General features: G+C 73.6%; 17 protein-coding genes. 5 read left to right on the forward strand and 12 right to left on the reverse strand.

What is annotated here, in order from left to right:
• Positions 1 to 44 precede the first annotated feature (44 nt).
• The 3 genes from WBQ80_RS05290 to WBQ80_RS05300 form a co-directional block, all read right to left on the reverse strand.
• Positions 45 to 1,424 carry an LCP family protein gene (locus WBQ80_RS05290; RefSeq protein ID WP_337282479.1) on the reverse strand — a complete coding sequence of 460 codons (1,380 nt, stop codon included), beginning with the start codon at positions 1,422 to 1,424 and terminating at the stop codon, positions 45 to 47.
• Positions 1,421 to 1,888, reverse strand: a complete 468-nt coding sequence (gene purE / locus WBQ80_RS05295; RefSeq protein WP_336573017.1) for a 5-(carboxyamino)imidazole ribonucleotide mutase — start codon at positions 1,886 to 1,888, stop codon at positions 1,421 to 1,423. Before purE ends, WBQ80_RS05290 begins: the two co-directional genes overlap by 4 nt.
• 94 nt (positions 1,889 to 1,982) lie before the next feature.
• Complete coding sequence (locus tag WBQ80_RS05300) at positions 1,983 to 3,113, reverse strand: 5-(carboxyamino)imidazole ribonucleotide synthase (protein WP_336572991.1); 1,131 nt, start codon at positions 3,111 to 3,113, stop codon at positions 1,983 to 1,985.
• Between the two features lie 77 nt (positions 3,114 to 3,190).
• Here WBQ80_RS05300 and WBQ80_RS05305 point away from each other — a divergent pair, with 77 nt between their 5' ends.
• Positions 3,191 to 3,868, forward strand: a complete 678-nt coding sequence (locus WBQ80_RS05305) for a GtrA family protein (RefSeq protein ID WP_336572990.1) — start codon at positions 3,191 to 3,193, stop codon at positions 3,866 to 3,868.
• Here WBQ80_RS05305 and WBQ80_RS05310 read toward each other — a convergent pair.
• The 3 genes from WBQ80_RS05310 to WBQ80_RS05320 all read right to left on the reverse strand — a co-directional run bounded on the left by WBQ80_RS05310 (position 3,789) and on the right by WBQ80_RS05320 (position 6,168).
• Positions 3,789 to 4,691: a DarT ssDNA thymidine ADP-ribosyltransferase family protein gene (locus WBQ80_RS05310; RefSeq protein WP_336572989.1), complete on the reverse strand. Its 903-nt coding sequence runs from the start codon at positions 4,689 to 4,691 to the stop codon at positions 3,789 to 3,791. The two genes, WBQ80_RS05305 and WBQ80_RS05310, sit on opposite strands and share 80 nt — an antisense overlap.
• Positions 4,692 to 4,783: 92 nt before the next feature.
• Positions 4,784 to 5,341 (reverse strand): PH domain-containing protein, encoded by a 558-nt coding sequence (locus WBQ80_RS05315; RefSeq protein ID WP_336572988.1) that lies wholly within the window; start codon positions 5,339 to 5,341, stop codon positions 4,784 to 4,786.
• The gene (locus WBQ80_RS05320) at positions 5,341 to 6,168 is read right to left on the reverse strand and encodes a biotin--[acetyl-CoA-carboxylase] ligase (protein WP_336572987.1); all 828 of its coding nucleotides are present in this window, start codon (positions 6,166 to 6,168) and stop codon (positions 5,341 to 5,343) included. The genes WBQ80_RS05315 and WBQ80_RS05320 overlap by 1 nt, the downstream gene beginning before the upstream one ends.
• 133 nt (positions 6,169 to 6,301) lie before the next feature.
• Here WBQ80_RS05320 and WBQ80_RS05325 point away from each other — a divergent pair, with 133 nt between their 5' ends.
• Both WBQ80_RS05325 and WBQ80_RS05330 read left to right on the forward strand, forming a co-directional pair.
• Positions 6,302 to 7,903 (forward strand): acyl-CoA carboxylase subunit beta, encoded by a 1,602-nt coding sequence (locus WBQ80_RS05325; protein WP_336572986.1) that lies wholly within the window; start codon positions 6,302 to 6,304, stop codon positions 7,901 to 7,903.
• Between the two features lie 8 nt (positions 7,904 to 7,911).
• On the forward strand, positions 7,912 to 8,145 hold the full coding sequence (locus WBQ80_RS05330) for an acyl-CoA carboxylase epsilon subunit (protein ID WP_336572985.1): 234 nt from the start codon (positions 7,912 to 7,914) through the stop codon (positions 8,143 to 8,145).
• Between the two features lie 322 nt (positions 8,146 to 8,467).
• Here the strand turns inward: WBQ80_RS05330 and WBQ80_RS05335 are convergent, their stop codons facing one another.
• From WBQ80_RS05335 to WBQ80_RS05350, 4 genes are read right to left on the reverse strand one after another with little or no spacing between them, the layout of a single operon-like run.
• Entirely contained in the window at positions 8,468 to 9,475 is a 1,008-nt protein-coding gene (locus WBQ80_RS05335; protein WP_336572984.1) for a hypothetical protein, read from the reverse strand.
• Positions 9,472 to 10,707: a sensor histidine kinase gene (locus WBQ80_RS05340; protein WP_337282480.1), complete on the reverse strand. Its 1,236-nt coding sequence runs from the start codon at positions 10,705 to 10,707 to the stop codon at positions 9,472 to 9,474. The genes WBQ80_RS05335 and WBQ80_RS05340 overlap by 4 nt, the downstream gene beginning before the upstream one ends.
• Positions 10,694 to 11,392, reverse strand: coding sequence for a response regulator transcription factor (locus WBQ80_RS05345; RefSeq protein WP_336572982.1), 699 nt, complete (start codon positions 11,390 to 11,392; stop codon positions 10,694 to 10,696). The genes WBQ80_RS05340 and WBQ80_RS05345 overlap by 14 nt, the downstream gene beginning before the upstream one ends.
• A 31-nt stretch (positions 11,393 to 11,423) precedes the next feature.
• Positions 11,424 to 12,785: a class I SAM-dependent RNA methyltransferase gene (locus WBQ80_RS05350; protein WP_442893184.1), complete on the reverse strand. Its 1,362-nt coding sequence runs from the start codon at positions 12,783 to 12,785 to the stop codon at positions 11,424 to 11,426.
• A 65-nt stretch (positions 12,786 to 12,850) separates the two neighbouring features.
• On the opposite strand from WBQ80_RS05350, the gene WBQ80_RS05355 reads away from it, so the two are divergent.
• Both WBQ80_RS05355 and WBQ80_RS05360 read left to right on the forward strand, forming a co-directional pair.
• Entirely contained in the window at positions 12,851 to 13,489 is a 639-nt protein-coding gene (locus WBQ80_RS05355; RefSeq protein ID WP_336573184.1) for a Maf family protein, read from the forward strand.
• 94 nt (positions 13,490 to 13,583) lie between these two features.
• Positions 13,584 to 15,365 carry an acetyl/propionyl/methylcrotonyl-CoA carboxylase subunit alpha gene (locus tag WBQ80_RS05360; protein WP_336573183.1) on the forward strand — a complete coding sequence of 594 codons (1,782 nt, stop codon included), beginning with the start codon at positions 13,584 to 13,586 and terminating at the stop codon, positions 15,363 to 15,365.
• 81 nt (positions 15,366 to 15,446) lie between these two features.
• On the opposite strand, the gene WBQ80_RS05365 is transcribed toward WBQ80_RS05360, so the two are convergent.
• Positions 15,447 to 16,958, reverse strand: a complete 1,512-nt coding sequence (locus tag WBQ80_RS05365) for an APC family permease (protein WP_336573182.1) — start codon at positions 16,956 to 16,958, stop codon at positions 15,447 to 15,449.
• 69 nt (positions 16,959 to 17,027) lie between these two features.
• Positions 17,028 to 18,458, reverse strand: coding sequence for an NAD(P)H-quinone dehydrogenase (locus WBQ80_RS05370; protein ID WP_336573181.1), 1,431 nt, complete (start codon positions 18,456 to 18,458; stop codon positions 17,028 to 17,030).
• Positions 18,459 to 18,505: the final 47 nt, after the last annotated feature.

Raw genomic sequence — 18,505 nt, forward strand, 5'->3', positions numbered from 1 at the left:
CCCGATGCGCCGCGGCGCCCGCCGGCCCCGACCGTCGCGTCGGCTCAGCCGGTCTCGGTGGCCGGCGGCGTCGGCGACGCGGTGGCGGTCGCGATCGCGTCCTGGATGAGGCCGTGGACGAGGTCCCAGTCCGGGTACGCCGGCTCGATCCCCGCCTCGGGCGTCAGCTCGACCGACTGGATCGGCAGCGCCCGGGTCTCGCCGGCGAGGTCGACGAAGTACCCGAGCATCGACTGCGGGATGTCGGTCCGCACCGTCTCGGCGCCGGCGGCCGCGACCGCCTGGAACTTCGTCAGGACGTTCGCCGGCGTGAACTGGCGCAGGATCGCCTCCTGCAGCACCCGCTGGCGCTGCATCCGGTCGTAGTCGGTCGCGCTGTAGCGCGAGCGGGCGTACCAGAGGGCGGTGTAGCCGTTCATGCGCTGGGGTCCCGCTTCGACCCATCCGTCGACGTTCTGCAGGTACTCGTCGCCGCCGATGGGCAGTCGCTCCTCGACCGTGATCTCGACGCCGCCGAGCGCGTCGATGAGCGCCTCGAAGCCCTGCATGTCGATGAGCACGAAGTACTGGATGGTGAGCCCCGTGACGCCCGACGCGGCATCCCGCATCGCCTCGATGCCCGGCGTGCTGTTCCGCGCGGCGGCGTCGGGGTAGAGCTCGGGCGTGACGGTCTCGGCCTCGGTGTAGATCGAGTTGAGCAGGCACACGTCGACGAGGCAGCCCTGCTCGGTGCCGTACCCGTTCGGATACGCGCCCGCCATCGGCGAGTCGGACGGGAATCGGATGTCCTCGAGGTTGCGCGGCAGGCCGATGAGGACGGCCTGGCCGGTCTCCGCGTCGATCGACGCGACGGTCATGCTGTCCGGGCGCGTGCCCTCGCGGTCGGGCCCGGTGTCGGCGCCGAGCAGGAGGATGTTGTACCGGCCGTCGACGGGCGGCTCGCTCGGCCCGGCCGTGAAGACGGTCGAGAAGAACCCGCTCGCGGTCGTGGCGAGGTAGGCGCCGTACGCGGCGCCCCCGGAGGCCACGACGAGGGCGAGCACGGTGAAGGCCGCGAGCGCGCCGCGCGCCGAGGGCTGCGTCTTCACGAGCCGCACGAGCCGGAGCGTGTCGAGCGTGAGCACGAGCCAGAGGACGGCGTAGAAGACGAGGCCGAGCGCGATGACCCACAGCGCGACGCTGTTCGAGGCGACGGTGTAGATCACCGCGGGCGCCGCGAACCAGGTGATCGCGGCCACGGCGACCACGAACCACAGCACGAGCGTCGCCCCGAGCCCGAAGCGGCCGAGGCGGCGGTCGCCCGCGAGCACCTGCGCCGACCCGGGGATGAGGATGTTCAACACGACGAGCCACCAGCCGCGCCGCGTCATGAGCGGGCGCGACGCGGCGTCGGGGTGGCGGATGGGGCTGTCGGCGATGGTCATCGGCTGGACTTCAGGCGCTCGTTCTTCTCCTCGACGAGGGCCGCGAGCGATGCGGCGTAGTCGGCGAGCGCGTCCCGGAGGCCGTCGTCCGCGGTGGCGAGGATCTTGACGGCGATCAGGCCGGCGTTCTTGGCGCCGCCGATCGACACGGTCGCGACCGGCACCCCGGCCGGCATCTGCACGATCGACAGCAGCGAGTCGAGGCCGTCGAGCCGTGACAACGGCACGGGCACGCCCACGACCGGCAGGGTCGTGACCGACGCGAGCATGCCGGGCAGGTGGGCGGCGCCGCCCGCGCCCGCGATGATGACGCGGATGCCGCGCCCCGCGGCCTCCTTGCCGTAGGCGATCATCTTCTCGGGCGTGCGGTGCGCCGAGACCACCTCGACCTCGTGGGCCACGCCGAACTCGTCGAGGAGCTCGGACGCCTCGCGCATGACGTTCCAGTCGGAGTCGGAGCCCATGACGACGCCGACGAGGGGTGCGGGGGAATTGCCTGCGATCACCCGTCGATAGTAGGGCCGCCGGCTGGGTGAACCCGTGAGCCCGCGCGCGGGTCTAGTCCTGCAGGGCGGCCGCGGCCGCCCTCGCCTCGTAGACCGCCTCGTCGAGGTCGGGCCCGATCGCGGTCACGTGGCCCACCTTGCGGCCGGGACGGGGCTCCTTGCCGTAGTTGTGCACCTTGACGGTGGGGTGGCCGGCGAGCGCCTCGGCGTAGCGGTCGGTCAGGGTGCCCTCGGCGGGGCCGCCGAGCAGGTTCACCATGACGGCCCACTCGTCGTGGCATCCGGTGCCGCCGAGCGGAAGGTCGAGCACCGCGCGGAGGTGCTGCTCGAACTGGCTCGTCGTCGCGCCGTCCATGGTCCAGTGGCCCGAGTTGTGCGGACGCATCGCGAGCTCGTTGACGAGCACCCGGTCGTCGACGGTCTCGAACATCTCGACGGCGAGCACGCCCGTGACGCCGACGCCCTCGGCGACCGCGATGGCGACGTCGGCGGCGACGTCGGCGAGCCGCCCGGCCGAGCGCGGCGCGGGCGCGATGACCTCGCTGCACACGCCGCCGACCTGGACGGTCTCGACGAGCGGCCAGGCGACGACCTCGCCGGACGGACGCCGTGCGACGAGCTGCGCGAGCTCGCGGCGGAAGTCGACCAGCTCCTCGACGAGCAGCGCGCCCTCCCGGCCGTCCTCGCCGGCGGCGGCGAACCACTCGGCCACCTCGGCGGCGCCTCGCACGACGCGCACGCCCTTGCCGTCGTAGCCGCCCCGCGGCGTCTTCACGACGGCCGCGCCGCCGTGCTCGGCGATGAAGGCGTCGAGCTCGTCCGGCGCGGCCACGCGCGCCCAGTCGGGCACGGGCAGGCCCAGCTCCGCCAGGCGTGCCCGCATCAGCAGCTTGTCCTGGGCGAACCGGAGCGCGTCGGGGCCGGGGTGCACGGGGACCCCGGCGTCGACGAGCGCGCGGAGCACGTGCTGCGGCACGTGCTCGTGGTCGAACGTGACGACGTCGACCTCGCGCGCGAACGCGAGGACGGTGTCGGGATCGGTGTAGTCGCCCACGCGGTCGGCTGCGAGCGAGGCGGCCATGCCCTCGCCCTCGGCGAGGACCCGGAGCTCGACGCCGAGCTCGATCGCCGCGGGGATCATCATGCGGGCGAGCTGCCCCGCGCCGACCACTCCGACTCGCACCGGTGCACCATCCGTTCCCCGGGGCCGGGTGCCCCGCGACACCCCATCCTACGGCGCGGCCGCCGTAGGATCGGGGGGTGCCAGAGACCTTCCGCGCCCTCGCGTCGCGGGCCTGGAACGGGTTCCTCGCCTATGTCGTGAAATTCGGCGTGGTGGGCCTCATCGGGCTCGTGATCGACGTGACGCTGTTCAACGCCCTGCGGCTCGGCGTCCTGGGCGAGGGCACGTGGGCGCAGTCCGCGATCGGCGCGAAGACGATCTCGACGACCGTCGCGATCATCTTCAACTGGCTCGGCAACCGGTACTGGACCTTCCGTCGCCACCGCAGGCGGCACGCCCTGCGCGAGTTCGCCGAGTACGCGGTGGTGTCGGTCGGCGGCATGGCGATCGCCCTGCTCTGCCTGTGGATCAGCCACCACCTGCTCGGCTTCACGAGCCTCCTCGCCGACAACGTCGCGACGAACGTGGTCGGACTCGCGCTCGGCACCGCGTTCCGGTTCCTGCTCTACCGGTACTGGGTGTTCGGGCACCACCGGGTGGACGGGCTCTCGAACCTCGCGCGCGTCGAGGAGGCGCAGCGCGCGCTGTTCGAGGAGCCGCCGCTCGCACCCGCGCCCGACGTCGCCGTCCGGGCGACGGAGCCCCCGCCGTCGGCGCCGCCCGACGCGCCGCCGGCTACTCGGCGAGCGCCTGGAACCAGGGCGGATACACCGCGACCCGGGTCTTCGACCCCACCGCCTGCAGTGCGGCCCTGACGCGATCGCGCACGCGGTCGTTCGCGACCGCGACGAGCGCGATGCGCTCGAGGGGGACGCCGCCGTGCACGAGGACCTCGGCGGCTCGGAGCCCCGCTCCCTCGTCGGCGAGCGTGAGCCGCACGAGCGAACGCTCGGCCTCGGCCCAGGTGGCTGCGAACGCACCGCCCGCGACCGCGGCATCCGTCTCGGTCACGACCACGTGACCCGCCTCGCCGAGGCGGGCGCCCGCCGCGGCCGCCACCGACGTGACGAGGATGACGTGGTCGGCGATCGGGTGGCCGACGGCCTCGGCGTTCAGTCGCGGGTCGGGCGTGCCGGTGCGGATCGACTCCCAGACGTGCGCGTCGGTGCTCACGAGGAACGGCACGTACTCCGCGACCCGCGCGCCGGTCGCGCCGACGGTCGCCGAACGACGGAAGGCCCGGGCCGCGGGCGCGGCGAGGTCGACGGCGGGCTGGGCGGGCGGATCGCCCGCGTCGGCGAGGATCGCGCCCGCGCCGAGGATCCGGCCGAGGTTCTCGATGTGCGTCACGTGGTAGAGCCGCATCGCCCCGGCGTCGACGGGCGCCTCGCCCGCACCTCCTGCGCCGCGCGCGACGCGCGTGCCGGGTTGGCGGGCGGTGCGCGCGGAAGCCGCGGGACGCCCGGCCGACTTCGCCTTCGCGGCGCGCGCCTCCGCCGCCGCGGCGGCCTCGTGCGAGGTGCCCGGCGTGCGGACCTGGCGGCTCCGCGCCGCGGCCACCGCCGGGTCCGGCTCAGCCGGTGGCGAGCAGATCGCGCAGAGGCCCTCGTCGAATCCGTGGATGCATTCCTCGCCCAAGTGGTGCCTTTCGTCGCTCGGCCCGCGGGGACGGCGAGCCGCCCGACTACAGTACGCGCTCCGGCCGTGTGCCCGGCACGGAACGCCCGGCGTCAGCGCCGCGCCCAGGGCGCCGTGTCGCCATCCGGCCCCGTCCCGGGCCCGACGGCGGGGGTGCCCAGCGCGTGCGCGGAGGCCATCAGCTCGTGCAGCGCCGCCTGCACCGCGAGCGGCGAGGGCACGTCGCGGAGCACGACGGGAACGTCGTGGCCGGTCTCGAGCCGGACGTCGCCGGAACCCACCGCCCGCTGCAGCCACCCCCGGCTCACCTGCACGTCATAGCCGCGCCGATGCCACAGCTCGCGACGGACGCGCACGAACAGCCCGCGCCGCACGATGACCCGCCGGGTCGTGACCGTCGTGCGGGCGGCGAGCCACGACAGGTACGGGATGACGCAGCCGAGCAGCACGACGAGCGCGGCCACGACGACCGCGGCCAGCCGCGGCCAGCCCTCGTCGAGCGCGGGAACCACGTAGCCGGTCGCGCCGGCGACGGCGATGAGGAGCAGCGCGGGCAGCACGAGCACGCGCGCGTGGCGCCGGAGCCGGGCGACGACGCGCTCGCCCGGCGGCAGGCCGGCCGCGCCCCTCGCCTCCCCCGTGGCCTCCATCAGTACCTCAAGTGCGTGACGTCCCCGGCCGCGACCGCCCGGATCTCGCCGTCCTCGTGGTCGCGCACCATCAGCCGGCCGTCGGGCGCGACGGCCTCGGCCACGCCGAGGAGCTCGCCGCCTCCGGGCAGCTCGACGCGGACCTCCCTGCCGAGGGTGCCGCAGACGGCCACGAGGCGTTCGGCCGCGCCGCTCGCGACCGCGTCGCCGCCCGCGGCGACGAACCCGTCGACGAGCGCGATCAGCCGCGACAGGTAGTCGGCGAGCACGGCGTCCGCGTCCGGCGTGCGCCCCGTGACGAGCAGCAGCGACGTCGACGTCAGCGTCGGCAGGTCGTGCTCGTCGAGCGCGACGTTGAGTCCGGCGCCGACGACGACCGTGCCCTCCGCGACGAGCTCCGAGAGGATGCCGCACACCTTGTATCCCGACACGAGCACGTCGTTCGGCCACTTCAGCTCGACCTCGACCCCGCCGGTGCCGTCGTCCTCTCCGCCGCGATCGACGGATGCCGCGGCCACCGCCGCGCGCACCGTCTCGGTCATCGCGACGCCGGCGAGCAGCGGGATCCAGCCGTACGAGTCGGCCGGGAGGACGCTCCCGGGTCGGAGCAGGACGGAGATCGCGAGCGTCTTGCCCGTCGGCGCGAGCCAGGTGCGCCCGAGGCGGCCCCGCCCGCTGGTCTGGTCGTCGGTGACGATCGCACTGCCGTGCGGCCAGCGCGCGGCGTCCGGTCCCGTGGCCGCCTCGCGGGCCACGTCGTTCGTGGACCCGGCCGTGTCGAGCCACTCGAACCGCGGAACCGCCGCCCGCGAACGCACCCACTCCATGCGCGCCTCCCGATCCGTCGCAATCAGGCTAGTGTCCGGGGCGCGGGGTGGCGATCACCACCACGCTCCCCGCCGTTTTTGTGGGAATCCATCAACGATCCCGCCAGGAGGCAGGCCGGTAGAGTGAAGCCTCGTGACCGAATCGACGAACGACGGCCCCGACCTCTCCACCACCGCGGGCAAGCTCGCCGACCTCAAGCAGCGCTACCACGAGGCCGTGACGGCGTCGGGCGAAGCGGCGATCGAGAAGCAGCACGCCAAGGGCAAGATGACGGCGCGCGAGCGCATCGCCGAGCTGCTCGACCCCGGCTCCTTCGTCGAGTTCGACGAGTTCGTCCGCCACCGCACGCACGCGTTCGGCATGGAGCGGAAGCGGCCCTACGGCGACGCGGTGGTCACGGGCGTGGGCACCATCCACGGCCGCCAGGTCGCGGTCTACTCGCAGGACTTCACGATCTTCGGCGGCTCGCTGGGCGAGGTGGCCGGCGAGAAGATCATCAAGGTCATGGAGCACGCGCTGAAGACGGGCGTGCCGATCATCGGCATCCTCGACTCGGGCGGCGCGCGGATCCAGGAGGGCGTGGTCGCGCTCGGCAAGTACGGCGAGATCTTCCGCCGCAACACGGCCGCCTCGGGCGTCATCCCGCAGATCTCGATCGTGTGCGGCCCGGCGGCGGGCGGCGCGGTGTACTCCCCCGCGCTCACCGACTTCGTGATCATGGTCGACAAGACCAGCCAGATGTTCGTCACGGGCCCGGACGTCATCAAGACGGTCACCGGCGAGGACGTCGGCATGGAGGAGCTCGGCGGCGCGCTGACCCACAACACCGTCTCGGGCGTCGCGCACTACCTGGCCAGCGACGAGTCCGACGCGCTCGACTACGCGCGCACCCTCGTCTCGTTCCTGCCCGACAACAACATGTCGGAGGCGCCGGTCTACGAGAGCGAGACGGAACTCGAGATCACCGACGACGACCGCCGCCTGAACACGATCATCCCCGACTCCCCGAACCAGCCCTACGACATGCACGCGGTCATCGAGGGCATCGTCGACCACGGCGACTTCCTCGAGGTGCAGCCGCTCTTCGCGCCGAACATCGTGATCGGCTTCGCGCGCGTCGAGGGGCGCTCCGTCGGCATCATCGCGAACCAGCCGAGCCAGATGGCGGGCACGCTGAACATCGCCGCGGGCGAGAAGGCCTCGCGGTTCGTGCGGTTCTGCGACGCCTTCTCCATCCCGATCCTCACGCTCGTCGACGTCCCCGGGTACCTCCCCGGGACCGACCAGGAGTGGACCGGCGTCATCCGTCGCGGCGCGAAGCTGCTCTACGCGTACGCCGAGGCCACGGTCCCGCTCGTCACGGTCATCACGCGCAAGGCCTACGGCGGCGCGTACATCGTCATGGGCTCCAAGCAGCTGGGCGCCGACATCAACCTCGCCTGGCCCACGGCCGAGATCGCCGTCATGGGCGGCCAGGGCGCCGTCAACATCCTGTACCGCGGCGAGATCAAGCGCGCCGAGGAGGCGGGCGAGGACGTCGCGGCCGTGCGCACGCGCCTCGCGAACGAGTACACCTACAACGTGGCCTCGCCGTTCCTCGCCGCCGAGCGCGGCGAGCTCGACGGCGTCATCGAGCCGGCCGCCACGCGCGTCTCGGTGACCAAGGCGCTCCGGGCGCTCCGCACGAAGCGCGCGAGCCTGCCGCCGAAGAAGCACGGCAACATCCCCCTGTGAGGACCGACATGACCACCGCATCCGGCGAGCGCGACGGCGCCGAGGCCATCGACCTCCGGTTCATCACGCGCGACGTCTCCGCCGAGGCGGCCGCCGCGGTGACCGCGGTGATCCTCGCCGCCGTCGGCGAGGAGGCGTCGGCGCCTCCGCCGACCGCGCGCAGCGAATGGTCCCACCCGAGGCACGCGCTGCGGCCGCAGGTCGAGGTCGGGCCCGGTCGCTGGAGCTCCGCCCTTCGCTGAGCGGGTGTCCCCCGGCGGCGGGCTTCCCGACCGCCGGATGCGGCACTCCCGTGGTGCGCCCGAGCGGGAGGGGGACCGCCCGTGTCCCCCGAAATGCTGACTACCGCTGCGCCCACGGATCCGTAGCATGGGGTGTACGAACTCCACGGAGTCGTACCGCCGACGGCTGGGTACCGCCGGCGCTTTCTGGGGGCGAGTCAGGGCGGCATTCGGGTTGCCGCCGTGACTCGGGCTTGCTGGGGGGTCGGTAGGGGCCGACCCCCCGCTTCCCTGTCCGGCGCGTGCCGCCGCGATCGACGGCGGCGCCGGACGCCGCGCCACGTCATTCAGCGCGCGGGATCTCCAGCCAGAGCTCGACCTCGGCGTCGTCCGACTCGAGCACCTCGCCGTCGCCGCCACCGCGGAGGCCGACGACGGTCACCGCGACGGCCGATCCGGCCGCGGCCGTGCGCGCGATGAGGCGGTCGGCGCGCGAGGCCGAGATGGCGTCGGCCAGGCGTGAGAGCACGCGATCCCGGGCGTCCTCGTCGAGGTCGTCGATGCCGCCCTCGTCGAGGAGGGTGACCGTCGCGCCCCGGCCCCGCGCCTCCTTGACCGACCGCCGCACGGCGTCGGTGAGCAGCATCCGCCCGCGGATCTCGTCGCGGATGGCCGCCTCGAGCGTGCGGCACTCGAGCCGCTCCGCCTCGGTGAGCTCGTGGTCGCCGTCCGCGATCCGGCGGAGCATGGGCGCCGCGATGCGCTGGGTCTGCGCGAGGCGCATGCGGCCCTCGAACAGGTGCGCGTCCTGCGCGGCCTGCCAGGCGGCCGCCTCGCGCTCGGCCTGGACGTACCGCCGGGTGGACCGCGCGGCCCCGGCGAGCGCCGACGAGAGCATGTGGGCGATCGCGACCCACACGACGGAGCCGACGACGCCGAGCGTGCCGAGCGCGAGCGGTCCCGCCCACAGGACGGTCTGGACGGCGAGCGCACCGACCCCGAGCCACGCGGCGACGAGCTGCCGCCGGGCGGCGGTGATCGTCATGAGCGTGCCCACCGCGGCCACGTACCAGGTCGCGTAGCCGTTGTCGTCGCCGGCGTCGAGCTGGCTGGTCACCAGCAGCGGCAGCACGATGCTCACCGCGAGGTTGAGGGCGGCGAGCCAGTCGGGCATGCGCGCGCGGCGCGCCGGCCACAGGCTGAGCACGGTGGCGACCACGTACAGCCCCAGCGCGGCGACCGCGGGCCACGGCGAGGCGGGCTTGTCGAGCGAGTAGACGCCGAGCACGACGTGGTATCCGCTGAAGAGCGCGCCGAGCACGAGCAGCAGCCAGCGCGGGACGGAGATCACGAGCCGCTCCCCGCGACGCCGGCGGGCCAGGCGAGCGTGATCACGGTGCCCCGTCCGGGCGCGGACTCGACCGCGGCGGACCCGCCCGCGTTCGCCATGCGCTCCTCGATCGACACGCGCAGCCCGATCCGGCTCATCGGGACGTCGGCCGGGTCGAAGCCGCGCCCGTCGTCGACCACGCGGATGACGCAGCCGGTCGAGCCGACGCCCCGGACCTCGACCGTCCGCCGGCTCGTGCGGCCGGGCTCGTCGGCGTGCTGGACGCTGTTCACCATCGCCTGGACCGCGGCCGACGTGAGCGCGTCGACCGCGTCGACGGGCAGCTCGACGCCGCCGAGGTCGGCGGGGCGCACGTCGATGGGCGCCGAGAACCCCGACACCGCGGTGCGCAGGCGACGTACGAGGACCTCGAGGTCCACCCGGTCTTCGCTGCCGGGCACCTCCGCCGCGGCCTCGTCCAGGCGGCGCACCGCGTCGCCCGCCATCCGGGCCGCCAGCGCGCGCTCGGCCGGGGTCCTCGCGGCGGCGGCCGAGAGCAGCGTGGTGAGGACGCTGTCGTGCACGAGCGCGTCGACCTTGACCCGCTCGATCTCGTTCGCGTGCTGCCGGGCGACCACGTCGTATCGCTGCAGGGCCGCGTCCTGGGCGGAGTCGACCGCCTCGGCGGCCTGCCGCAGCATGGTGATGATCACGAGCGCGACGATCCCGAGGATCATGGCGTACATCGCGTCGAGCGCGGCGAGGAACGGCTCCGCCCGGCCGCCGGCCGGGGTCGCGCGGATGACCCCGTACACGACCGGGATCACGACCGTGTAGGCCGCCGCGGGCAGCGGAGGGACGGCGATCACGGCGGCGGTGGTCGCGACCGTGACCAGGTAGTAGAGCCAGGGCGTCTGGTCCGCCATGCGCGCCGGTTCGTCGACGAGGTACGGCCACGCGAGCAGCGCCGCGGCGAACAGCGCGGCGAAGGCGGCCGCGGCGGCGCGCACCGCCACGCGCGCGAACGTGGCCACGGCCAGGGCCGCCAGCGCGCCGTACAGCACGGCCATCATCGCGGTGCCGGCGCCGTCGACCAGCGCGGACGACTGCGTCACCGCCAAGGGCACCGTCTGGCCGCCGAACACGAGTCCGAAGACGCCGAGCGCCCGTCCGGAGACGGTCTCGACCTGCGCCCGGCTGATCGCCGCGCGACGCGGGACGAGCCGGGCCGCGCGCCAGTCAGCGCCGGCCATCCCCGCCTTCCGGATCGAGTCCGGGGAGGATGCCGTCCTCGACCGCACGACGCAGCAGGTCGACCTTCGTCGGCGCCGGCCGGCCGACCTCGACGTACTTCGCACGGATCCGGTCGAGGTACTCGCGCGCGGTCGAATGCGCGATCCCGAGCCGTTCGGCGACGAGCTTCAGCGGGAGCCCGGACGCGTACAGGTGCAGGACGTCGCGCTCGCGACGGCCGAGCTGCGCCTTCGCGAAGTCCTGGTCGGCCTCGATCGCGCTCGCCCATTCGACGTTGTTCAGCGCCTCGCCGCGAGCGACCGTCGCGATCGCCGCGATCACGGCCGAGGTCGGCGACGACTTCGGGATGACGCCGGCGGCGCCGGCCGCGAGCGCCTCGCGCACCGCGGCGACCCGGTCGGCGATGCTGTGCACGAGCACCATGCTGCCGGAGGCGAGCACCGCGCGGACGTTGTCGGTCACGCTCGAGCCGTCGCCCAGCGAGAGGTCGAGCAGCACGACCCGCGGCGGCTCGGACTCGGGGTCGCGGAACCCGGCGAGCAGCGTGGCCACGTCGGCGGCCTCGGCGACCACGTCGTAACCCGCGTCGCGGCACGCGGCGCGCAGGCCCAGGCGGACGGCCTCGCGGTCGTCGACGATCGCGACCGTCGTGCGCGACGGCACGGTTGCGGCATCCGCGCTCACTGCGCCCCCCTCACTCGGCTCCACGGTCGAATCACACCCTAGCGGCGCCCAGTCGCGCGACGGCCTCGACGTGGTGGGTGTTCGGGAACAGGTCGTAGGCCCGGACCGCCTCCAGCTCGAAGCCGCGCTCCCGGAAGAGCCCGACGTCGCGGGCGAGCGCGACCGGGTCGCACGCGACGTAGACCACCTGGGCCGGGGCGAGTGCCGCGATGCGCTCGACGACGTCGCGTCCGGCTCCGGAGCGCGGCGGGTCGAGCACGACCGTCGCGCCGCGGAGGGCGGGCCGCGCGCCGTCCGACACCCCCGCGAGCTCGTCGAGGTACCGGTCGACGCGCGCGGTCACCGCACGCGCCCCGACCCACTCGGCGAGGTTCTCCCCGGCATGGAGCGTCGCGCGGGCGTCGGCCTCGACGGTCGTGATCCGGACCGACGGGCCGAATCGGTCGCCGATCGCCGCCGCGAGCAGACCGACGCCGCCGTACAGGTCGTGGTGCTCGGCCGCGGCATCGAAGCGGTCGGGGTCGACGAGCTCCTGCACGGCTCGGGTGAGCGTCGCGGCCGCGCCGCGGTGCACCTGCCAGAACCCGTCGCGGTCGACGGCGAAGCGCCGCGCGCCGACGAGCTCCGCGACGACGGGGCGCGCCGCGTCGGACCGCTGGGCGCGCCCGCCGCGGCCGCCGCGGCCGGGGTGCGGCTCCGCGTCCCGGACGACGACCTCGGGTGCACCGTCCGACGGCGCCACGAGGTCGATCCACGCGGCCCCGGGGAACGAGCGGTCGAGCGGCGCGAGTCCGGCGAGCTCGGGCACGGCGAGCGGCAGCGACGCCACCGGCACGACCGTGTGGCTCCGCGCCGCGTACGGGCCCACGGCGCCGTCCGGCGCGACGTGCAGTCGCACGCGGGTGCGCCAGCCCGTGCCCGCCTCCGCGTCGACGCCGGGCGCGAGCGCGGCATCCACCGCGTCGACCTCGACGTCGACCTCGACGCCGCCGAACCGGGCCAGCGCGTCGCGCAGGACCTCGCCCTTGAGCGCGCGCTGCCGCGCCATCCGGATGTGGCCGAACTCGGCCCCGCCGGCCCTCGCCTCGGGCGAACGGTCGAGGGCGGCCTCGGGCCAGACGTGCTCGCGGCGATCGGACGACGCGCGGAGGACCTCGACGGTCTCGGCGCGCCAGAAGCGCTCACGGGCGGCGTCGACCACGCGCGCGCGGACGAGCTCGCCGGGTACGGCGTCGGCGACGAAGACCACCCGGCCCTCGTGGTGGGCGACCGCGACGCCGCCGTGCGCGATGCGCTCGACCTCGAGCTCGAGCACGGGACCGGGCTCGCTCGGACGCGGGCGGGGCGGGTTCCCCGCCGCGCGGGTCGGGCGTCGACGACGTGGGGCTGCCATCATCCGAGCATCCCACACCGCACGCGCCGAGCCAGAGGCGCGGTCCCCGGGGCAGGATGGACGCCATGCGCCTGTACCTCGCCTCGACCTCGCCCGCCAGGCTCCAGCTGCTGCGGCAGGCCGGCATCGAACCCGTCCTCCTCGCTCCCGGCGTCGACGAGGAGGCGGCCGTCGCGGCACACGAGGCGAAGCACGGCCCGCTCGCGCCCGAGGACCTGGTGCAGCTCCTGGCACGCCTGAAGGCCGAGGCCATCGTGGGTCGCACGGTCGACGGAAACGCGATCGACGGACTCGTGCTCGGCGGCGACTCCGCGTTCCTCGTCGACGGCGAGCTGTTCGGCAAGCCGCATCGCCCGGAGGTGGCACGGTCGCGGTGGGATCGCCAGAACGGACGGTCGGGCGTGCTCTGGTCCGGGCACTGGGTGATCGACCATCGCGGCGGGGCGCCGCGGGCGGCCGCCGGTCGTCCGGCCTCGGCGCTCGTGGAGTTCGCCCGCCTGGACGACGCGGAGGTGGACGCGTACATCGCCACGGGCGAGCCGCTCTCGGTCGCCGGGGCCTTCACGGTCGACAGCCTGGGCGGGCCATTCATCCGGTCCGTGACCGGCGACCCGTCGACGGTCGTCGGGCTCTCCCTCTCCACGCTCCGTGAGCTGGTGCGGGAGCTCGGCGCGACGTGGACCGACCTGTGGGACCTGCACTGATCCCACGGACTTGTCGAGCACCGAAACACGTCCCGCTCTTTTTTGTCGACCGCACCCAAAGTGCGGCGTGCATCCGCCAATAGGCTTGGGAGTCATGCGCCGCATCAGCAAGGTCCTCATCGCCAACCGTGGAGAGATCGCCGTCCGCGTCATCCGGGCCGCCCGCGACGCCGGGATCGGCTCGGTCGCGGTCTACGCCGACCAGGACCGCGATGCGCGCCACGTGAAGCTCGCCGACGAGGCGTACGCCCTCGACGGCACCACGAGCGCCGAGACGTACCTGGTGATCGACAAGCTGCTCTCGGTCGCGCGCCGCTCGGGCGCCGACGCCGTGCACCCCGGCTACGGCTTCCTCGCCGAGAACCCCGACTTCGCGCGCGCGGTGATCGCGGCGGGCCTCATCTGGATCGGCCCGTCACCCGAGGCGATCGAGCGCCTCGGCGATAAGGTCTCGGCACGCCACGTCGCCGAGAAGGTGGGCGCTCCGCTCGCGCCCGGCACCCTGAACCCCGTCGCGGATGCCGCGGAGGTGCTCGAGTTCGTCGACCAGCACGGCCTGCCCGTCGCCATCAAGGCGGCGTTCGGCGGCGGCGGGCGCGGCCTCAAGGTCGCGCGCACGCGCGAGGAGGTCCCCGAGCTGTTCGACTCCGCCACGCGCGAGGCCGTCGCCGCGTTCGGCCGCGGCGAGTGCTTCGTGGAGAAGTACCTCGACAAGCCGCGCCACGTCGAGACCCAGTGCCTCGCCGACGAGCACGGCAACGTCGTCGTCGTGTCGACGCGCGACTGCTCGCTCCAGCGCCGCCACCAGAAGCTCGTGGAGGAGGCGCCCGCGCCGTTCCTGACCGAGGAGCAGAACCGGCTGCTGTACGACGCCTCGAAGGCCATCCTCAAGGAGGTCTGCTACGTCGGCGCCGGCACGTGCGAGTTCCTCATCGGACAGGACGGCACCGTCTCGTTCCTCGAGGTGAACACGCGCCTCCAGGTCGAGCACCCCGTCTCCGAGGAGGTCACGGGCCTCGACCTCGTGCGCGAGCAGTTCCGCCTCGCCGAGGGCGGCGTGCTCGACTACCCCGACCCCGAGGCGACGGGCCACTCGATCGAGTTCCGCATCAACGGCGAGGACCCGGGCCGCAACTTCCTCCCTGCTCCCGGTCCGATCCACCAGCTCCGGTTCCCCGGCGGCCCCGGCGTCCGCGTCGACTCGGGCGTCACGAGCGGCGACGAGATCTCGGGCGCGTTCGATTCGCTGCTCGCGAAGCTCATCGTCACGGGCGCGACGCGCAAGGACGCGCTCGAGCGCGCGCGGCGGGCGCTCGACGAGTTCGAGGTCGCCGGTCTGCCGACCGTGCTGCCCTTCCACCGCGACATCGTCGGCCACGAGGCGTTCGCGCCCGCCGGCGACGAGCCGTTCACGGTCTACACGCGCTGGATCGAGACCGAGTACGACAACACCCTCGAGCCCTGGACGGGCGAACTCGAGGAGGCCAAGGGCCCGGCCGCGCGCACGAGCGTCGTGGTCGAGGTCGACGGGCGTCGCGTCGAGGTGTCGCTGCCCCGGCGGCTCGCGGGCGCGCGCGGCTCGTCCTCCGCGACCGCCGGTCCCGCTCCGCGACGCCGCGCGCTGCACCACTCGGTCGACACCTCGACGGGCGACGCCGTGAAGGCGCCCATGCAGGCCACGGTCGTCAAGGTCGCCGTCGCCGAGGGCGACAAAGTCGTCAAGGGCGACCTGGTCCTGGTGCTCGAGGCCATGAAGATGGAGCAGCCCATCCTGGCCCACAAGGACGGCGTGATCGGCCTCGTCAACGCCGAGCCCGGCGTCACCGTCTCCAGCGGCCACCTGCTGCTCGCGATCACCGACGCGCCCGCGGCCTGACCCGCGGCCCCGGTCCGGTCCGGAGCCGCACGCGCGCGTCGACGCGGGCCGGGGTCCGCCCCCGGCCCGCTCGCGACGCATTCACATGGGCGGGGTGCCCTGCGGCGAGGGCAGCTCGACCTCGCTGACCTGCTCGCCCATCAGGCGCGACCGACGGCGTCCGTAGATGAGGTAGATCACCACGCCGATCGCGAGCCACACGAGGAACCGCACCCACGTGAGCGTCGTGAGGTTCAGCATGAGCCAGAGGCACAGCACGGCCGAGAGGATCGGCAGCACCGGCGACCACGGCACGCGGAAGCCGCGCGGCAGGTCGGGGCGGGTGCGACGGAGCACGACGATCCCGAGGCTCACGAGCACGAAGGCCGAGAGCGTGCCGATGTTGATCATCTCCTCGAGCAGCCCGACGTCGGTGAACGCGGCGACGAGCGCCACGACCGTGCCGCCGATGATCTGGATGCGCGCCGGGGTCTTGGTGTGCTCGGTCGTCTTGGAGAGCCACCGAGGGAGCAGCCCGTCGCGGCTCAGGGCGAACACGATCCGCGAGAGCCCGAGCAGGAGCACCATGATCACCGTCGTGAGCCCCGCCAGCGCGCCGACCGAGATGACCGCCGAGGCCCAGTCCTGGTCGACGAGCCGGAACGCGGTCGCGAGCGACGGCGCCTCCTCGGCCGCGAGGTCCCGGTACGAGACCATCCCGGTCATGACGATCGACACCAGCACGTAGAGCGCCGTCACGATGCCGAGCCCGAGGAAGATGCCGCGCGGCAGCCGCTTCTGCGGGTCCCGCACCTCCTCGGCGCTCGTGGCCACGACGTCGAACCCGATGAACGCGAAGAACACGAGCGACGCGGCCGAGAGCATGCCGAAGACGCCGTACTGCGCCGGAGCGGCGCCGGTCGCCCACGAGAAGAGCGACTGCGTCCACACGTCGGCGTCGCCGCCCTCGGTGGGCACCGCCTCGGGGATGAACGGCGTGAAGTTGGCCGCGTCGACGAAGGCGAAGCCGACGACGATGACGAACAGCACGATCGCGACCTTGATGATCGTGAAGACCGAGCCCACCCGAGCCGTCAGCTTGGTGCCGGCGACGAGGAGCGCCGTGAAGACCGCGACGATGAGGAAGGCGGGCCAGCTCACCTCGATACCGCCCAGCGTGAGCGTCGCCGGGAACGGCAGCCCGAACGCGAGCAGCGCCTCTCCGAGGTAGACGCCCCAGTACTTCGCGATGACGGCCGCGCCCGTGAACATCTCGAGGATCAGGTCCCAGCCGATGATCCACGCGAGCAGCTCGCCCATGGTCGCGTACGTGAACGTGTACGCGCTGCCGGCGACCGGCACCGTCGAGGCGAACTCGGCGTAGCACATGATCGCGAGGCCGCACGTGATCGCGGCGAGGATGAACGAGACGATCACGCTCGGCCCGGCGAAGTTCGCCGCCGCCTGCGCGCCGACCGAGAAGATGCCGGCGCCGACGGCGACCGCGATGCCCATCAGGGCCAGGTCCCAGGTGCCGAGCGACCGCTTCAGGCTGCGCTCCACGTCGGCCGAATCGGCGATCGTCGCCTCGACGGACTTCACCCGCCAGTCCATGAGCCTCCCCCTCCCGGCACCGGACGGTGCCACGCTCCGAACGCGCCGTCGCGTCGCGCAGGCGCAGGGTCAGCGTACGACGTGCATGGCCCTCGCGGCATCCGTCAACGAGCCCGTCAGCGACGGGTAGACCGGGAACGCCTCGGCGAACTGGTCGACCGTGAGGCGGTGCTCCACGGCGAGCGCGAGCGGGAAGATGAGCTCGGACGCCTTGGGCGCCACGATCACGCCGCCGATGATGGCGCCCGAGCCGGCCGATGCGAACAACTTCACGAAGCCGTCGCGGATGCCCATCATCTTGGCGCGCGGGTTCGACGACAGCGGCAGCTTGTAGACCGTGCCGGGCACGACGCCCTCGTCGATCTCCTTCTCGGTCCAGCCCACGGTCGCGATCTCGGGCTGCGTGAAGATGTTCGAGGTGATGTTGCGGTTCTCGGGCGGGTTCACGATGTCGCCCATCGCGTGGAACACGGCCGTGCGGCCCTGCATGGAGGCCACGGAGGCCAGCGGGAGGAAGGTCGTGCAGTCGCCCGCGGCGTAGATGTTCGGCATCGACGTGCGCGCGACGCGGTTGACGCGGATGTGCCCCGACTCGGCGAGCTGGACGCCCGCCTCCTCGAGACCGAGGTCGGCCGTGTTCGGCACCGAACCGACCGCCATGAGGCAGTGGCTGCCCCGCACCTCGCGCCCGTCGAAGAGCGTCGCGAGGACGCCGTCGCCGTCGACCACGACCGACTCGGCGCGCGACTTCGACAGCACCTTCATGCCGTTGCGCTTGAAGACCTTCTCGATGACGGATGCCGCATCGGCGTCCTCGCCCGGAAGCACCTGCTCGCGGCTCGAGATGAGGGTCACCTTCGCCCCGAGCGCACGGTACGCCGACGCGAACTCGGCGCCCGTCACGCCCGACCCGACGACGATGAGGTGCTCGGGCACCTGCGCGAGGTGGTACAGCTGCGTCCAGGTCAGGATGCGCTCGCCGTCGGGCACCGCCGTCGGCAGCACGCGCGGCGTCGCGCCGGTCGAGATCACGAGCGTGTCGGCCTCGATGCGGTCGAAGTCGGTGCCGCCCTTGGCCGTCGCGACGATGAGGGCGTTGGCGCCGTCGAGCCGGCCCTCGCCCTGCACGAGGTTCACGCCCGCCTCGAGCAGGTTGGAGCGCATGTCCTCCGACTGCTGGGCGGCCAGTCCGAGCAGGCGCTTGTTCACGGCCTGCAGGTTGATGGCCACGTCGGGCTTCACGGCCTTGTCGTTCGCGCCCTTGGCGAAGAACTGCACGCCGAGGTCGGCGGCCTCCTTCACGGCGTTGGACGCCTCGGCGGTCGCGATGAGCGACTTCGACGGGACGACGTCGGTGAGGACGGCCGAGCCGCCGACGCCGGCGCGCTCGACGAGCGTGACCTCGGCGCCGAGCTGCGCGGCGGCGAGCGCCGCCTCGTACCCGCCGGGTCCGCCCCCGAGGACCGCGATCCGTTGCGTGCGCTCGAAGGTGGTGTGCATGGCGTCCATCCTCCCACGCAGGCGCGGGCGCGCGAACGCGGGCGGGC

Source organism: Agromyces sp. CCNWLW213, assembly GCF_037199545.1.
Lineage (GTDB): Bacteria > Actinomycetota > Actinomycetes > Actinomycetales > Microbacteriaceae > Agromyces.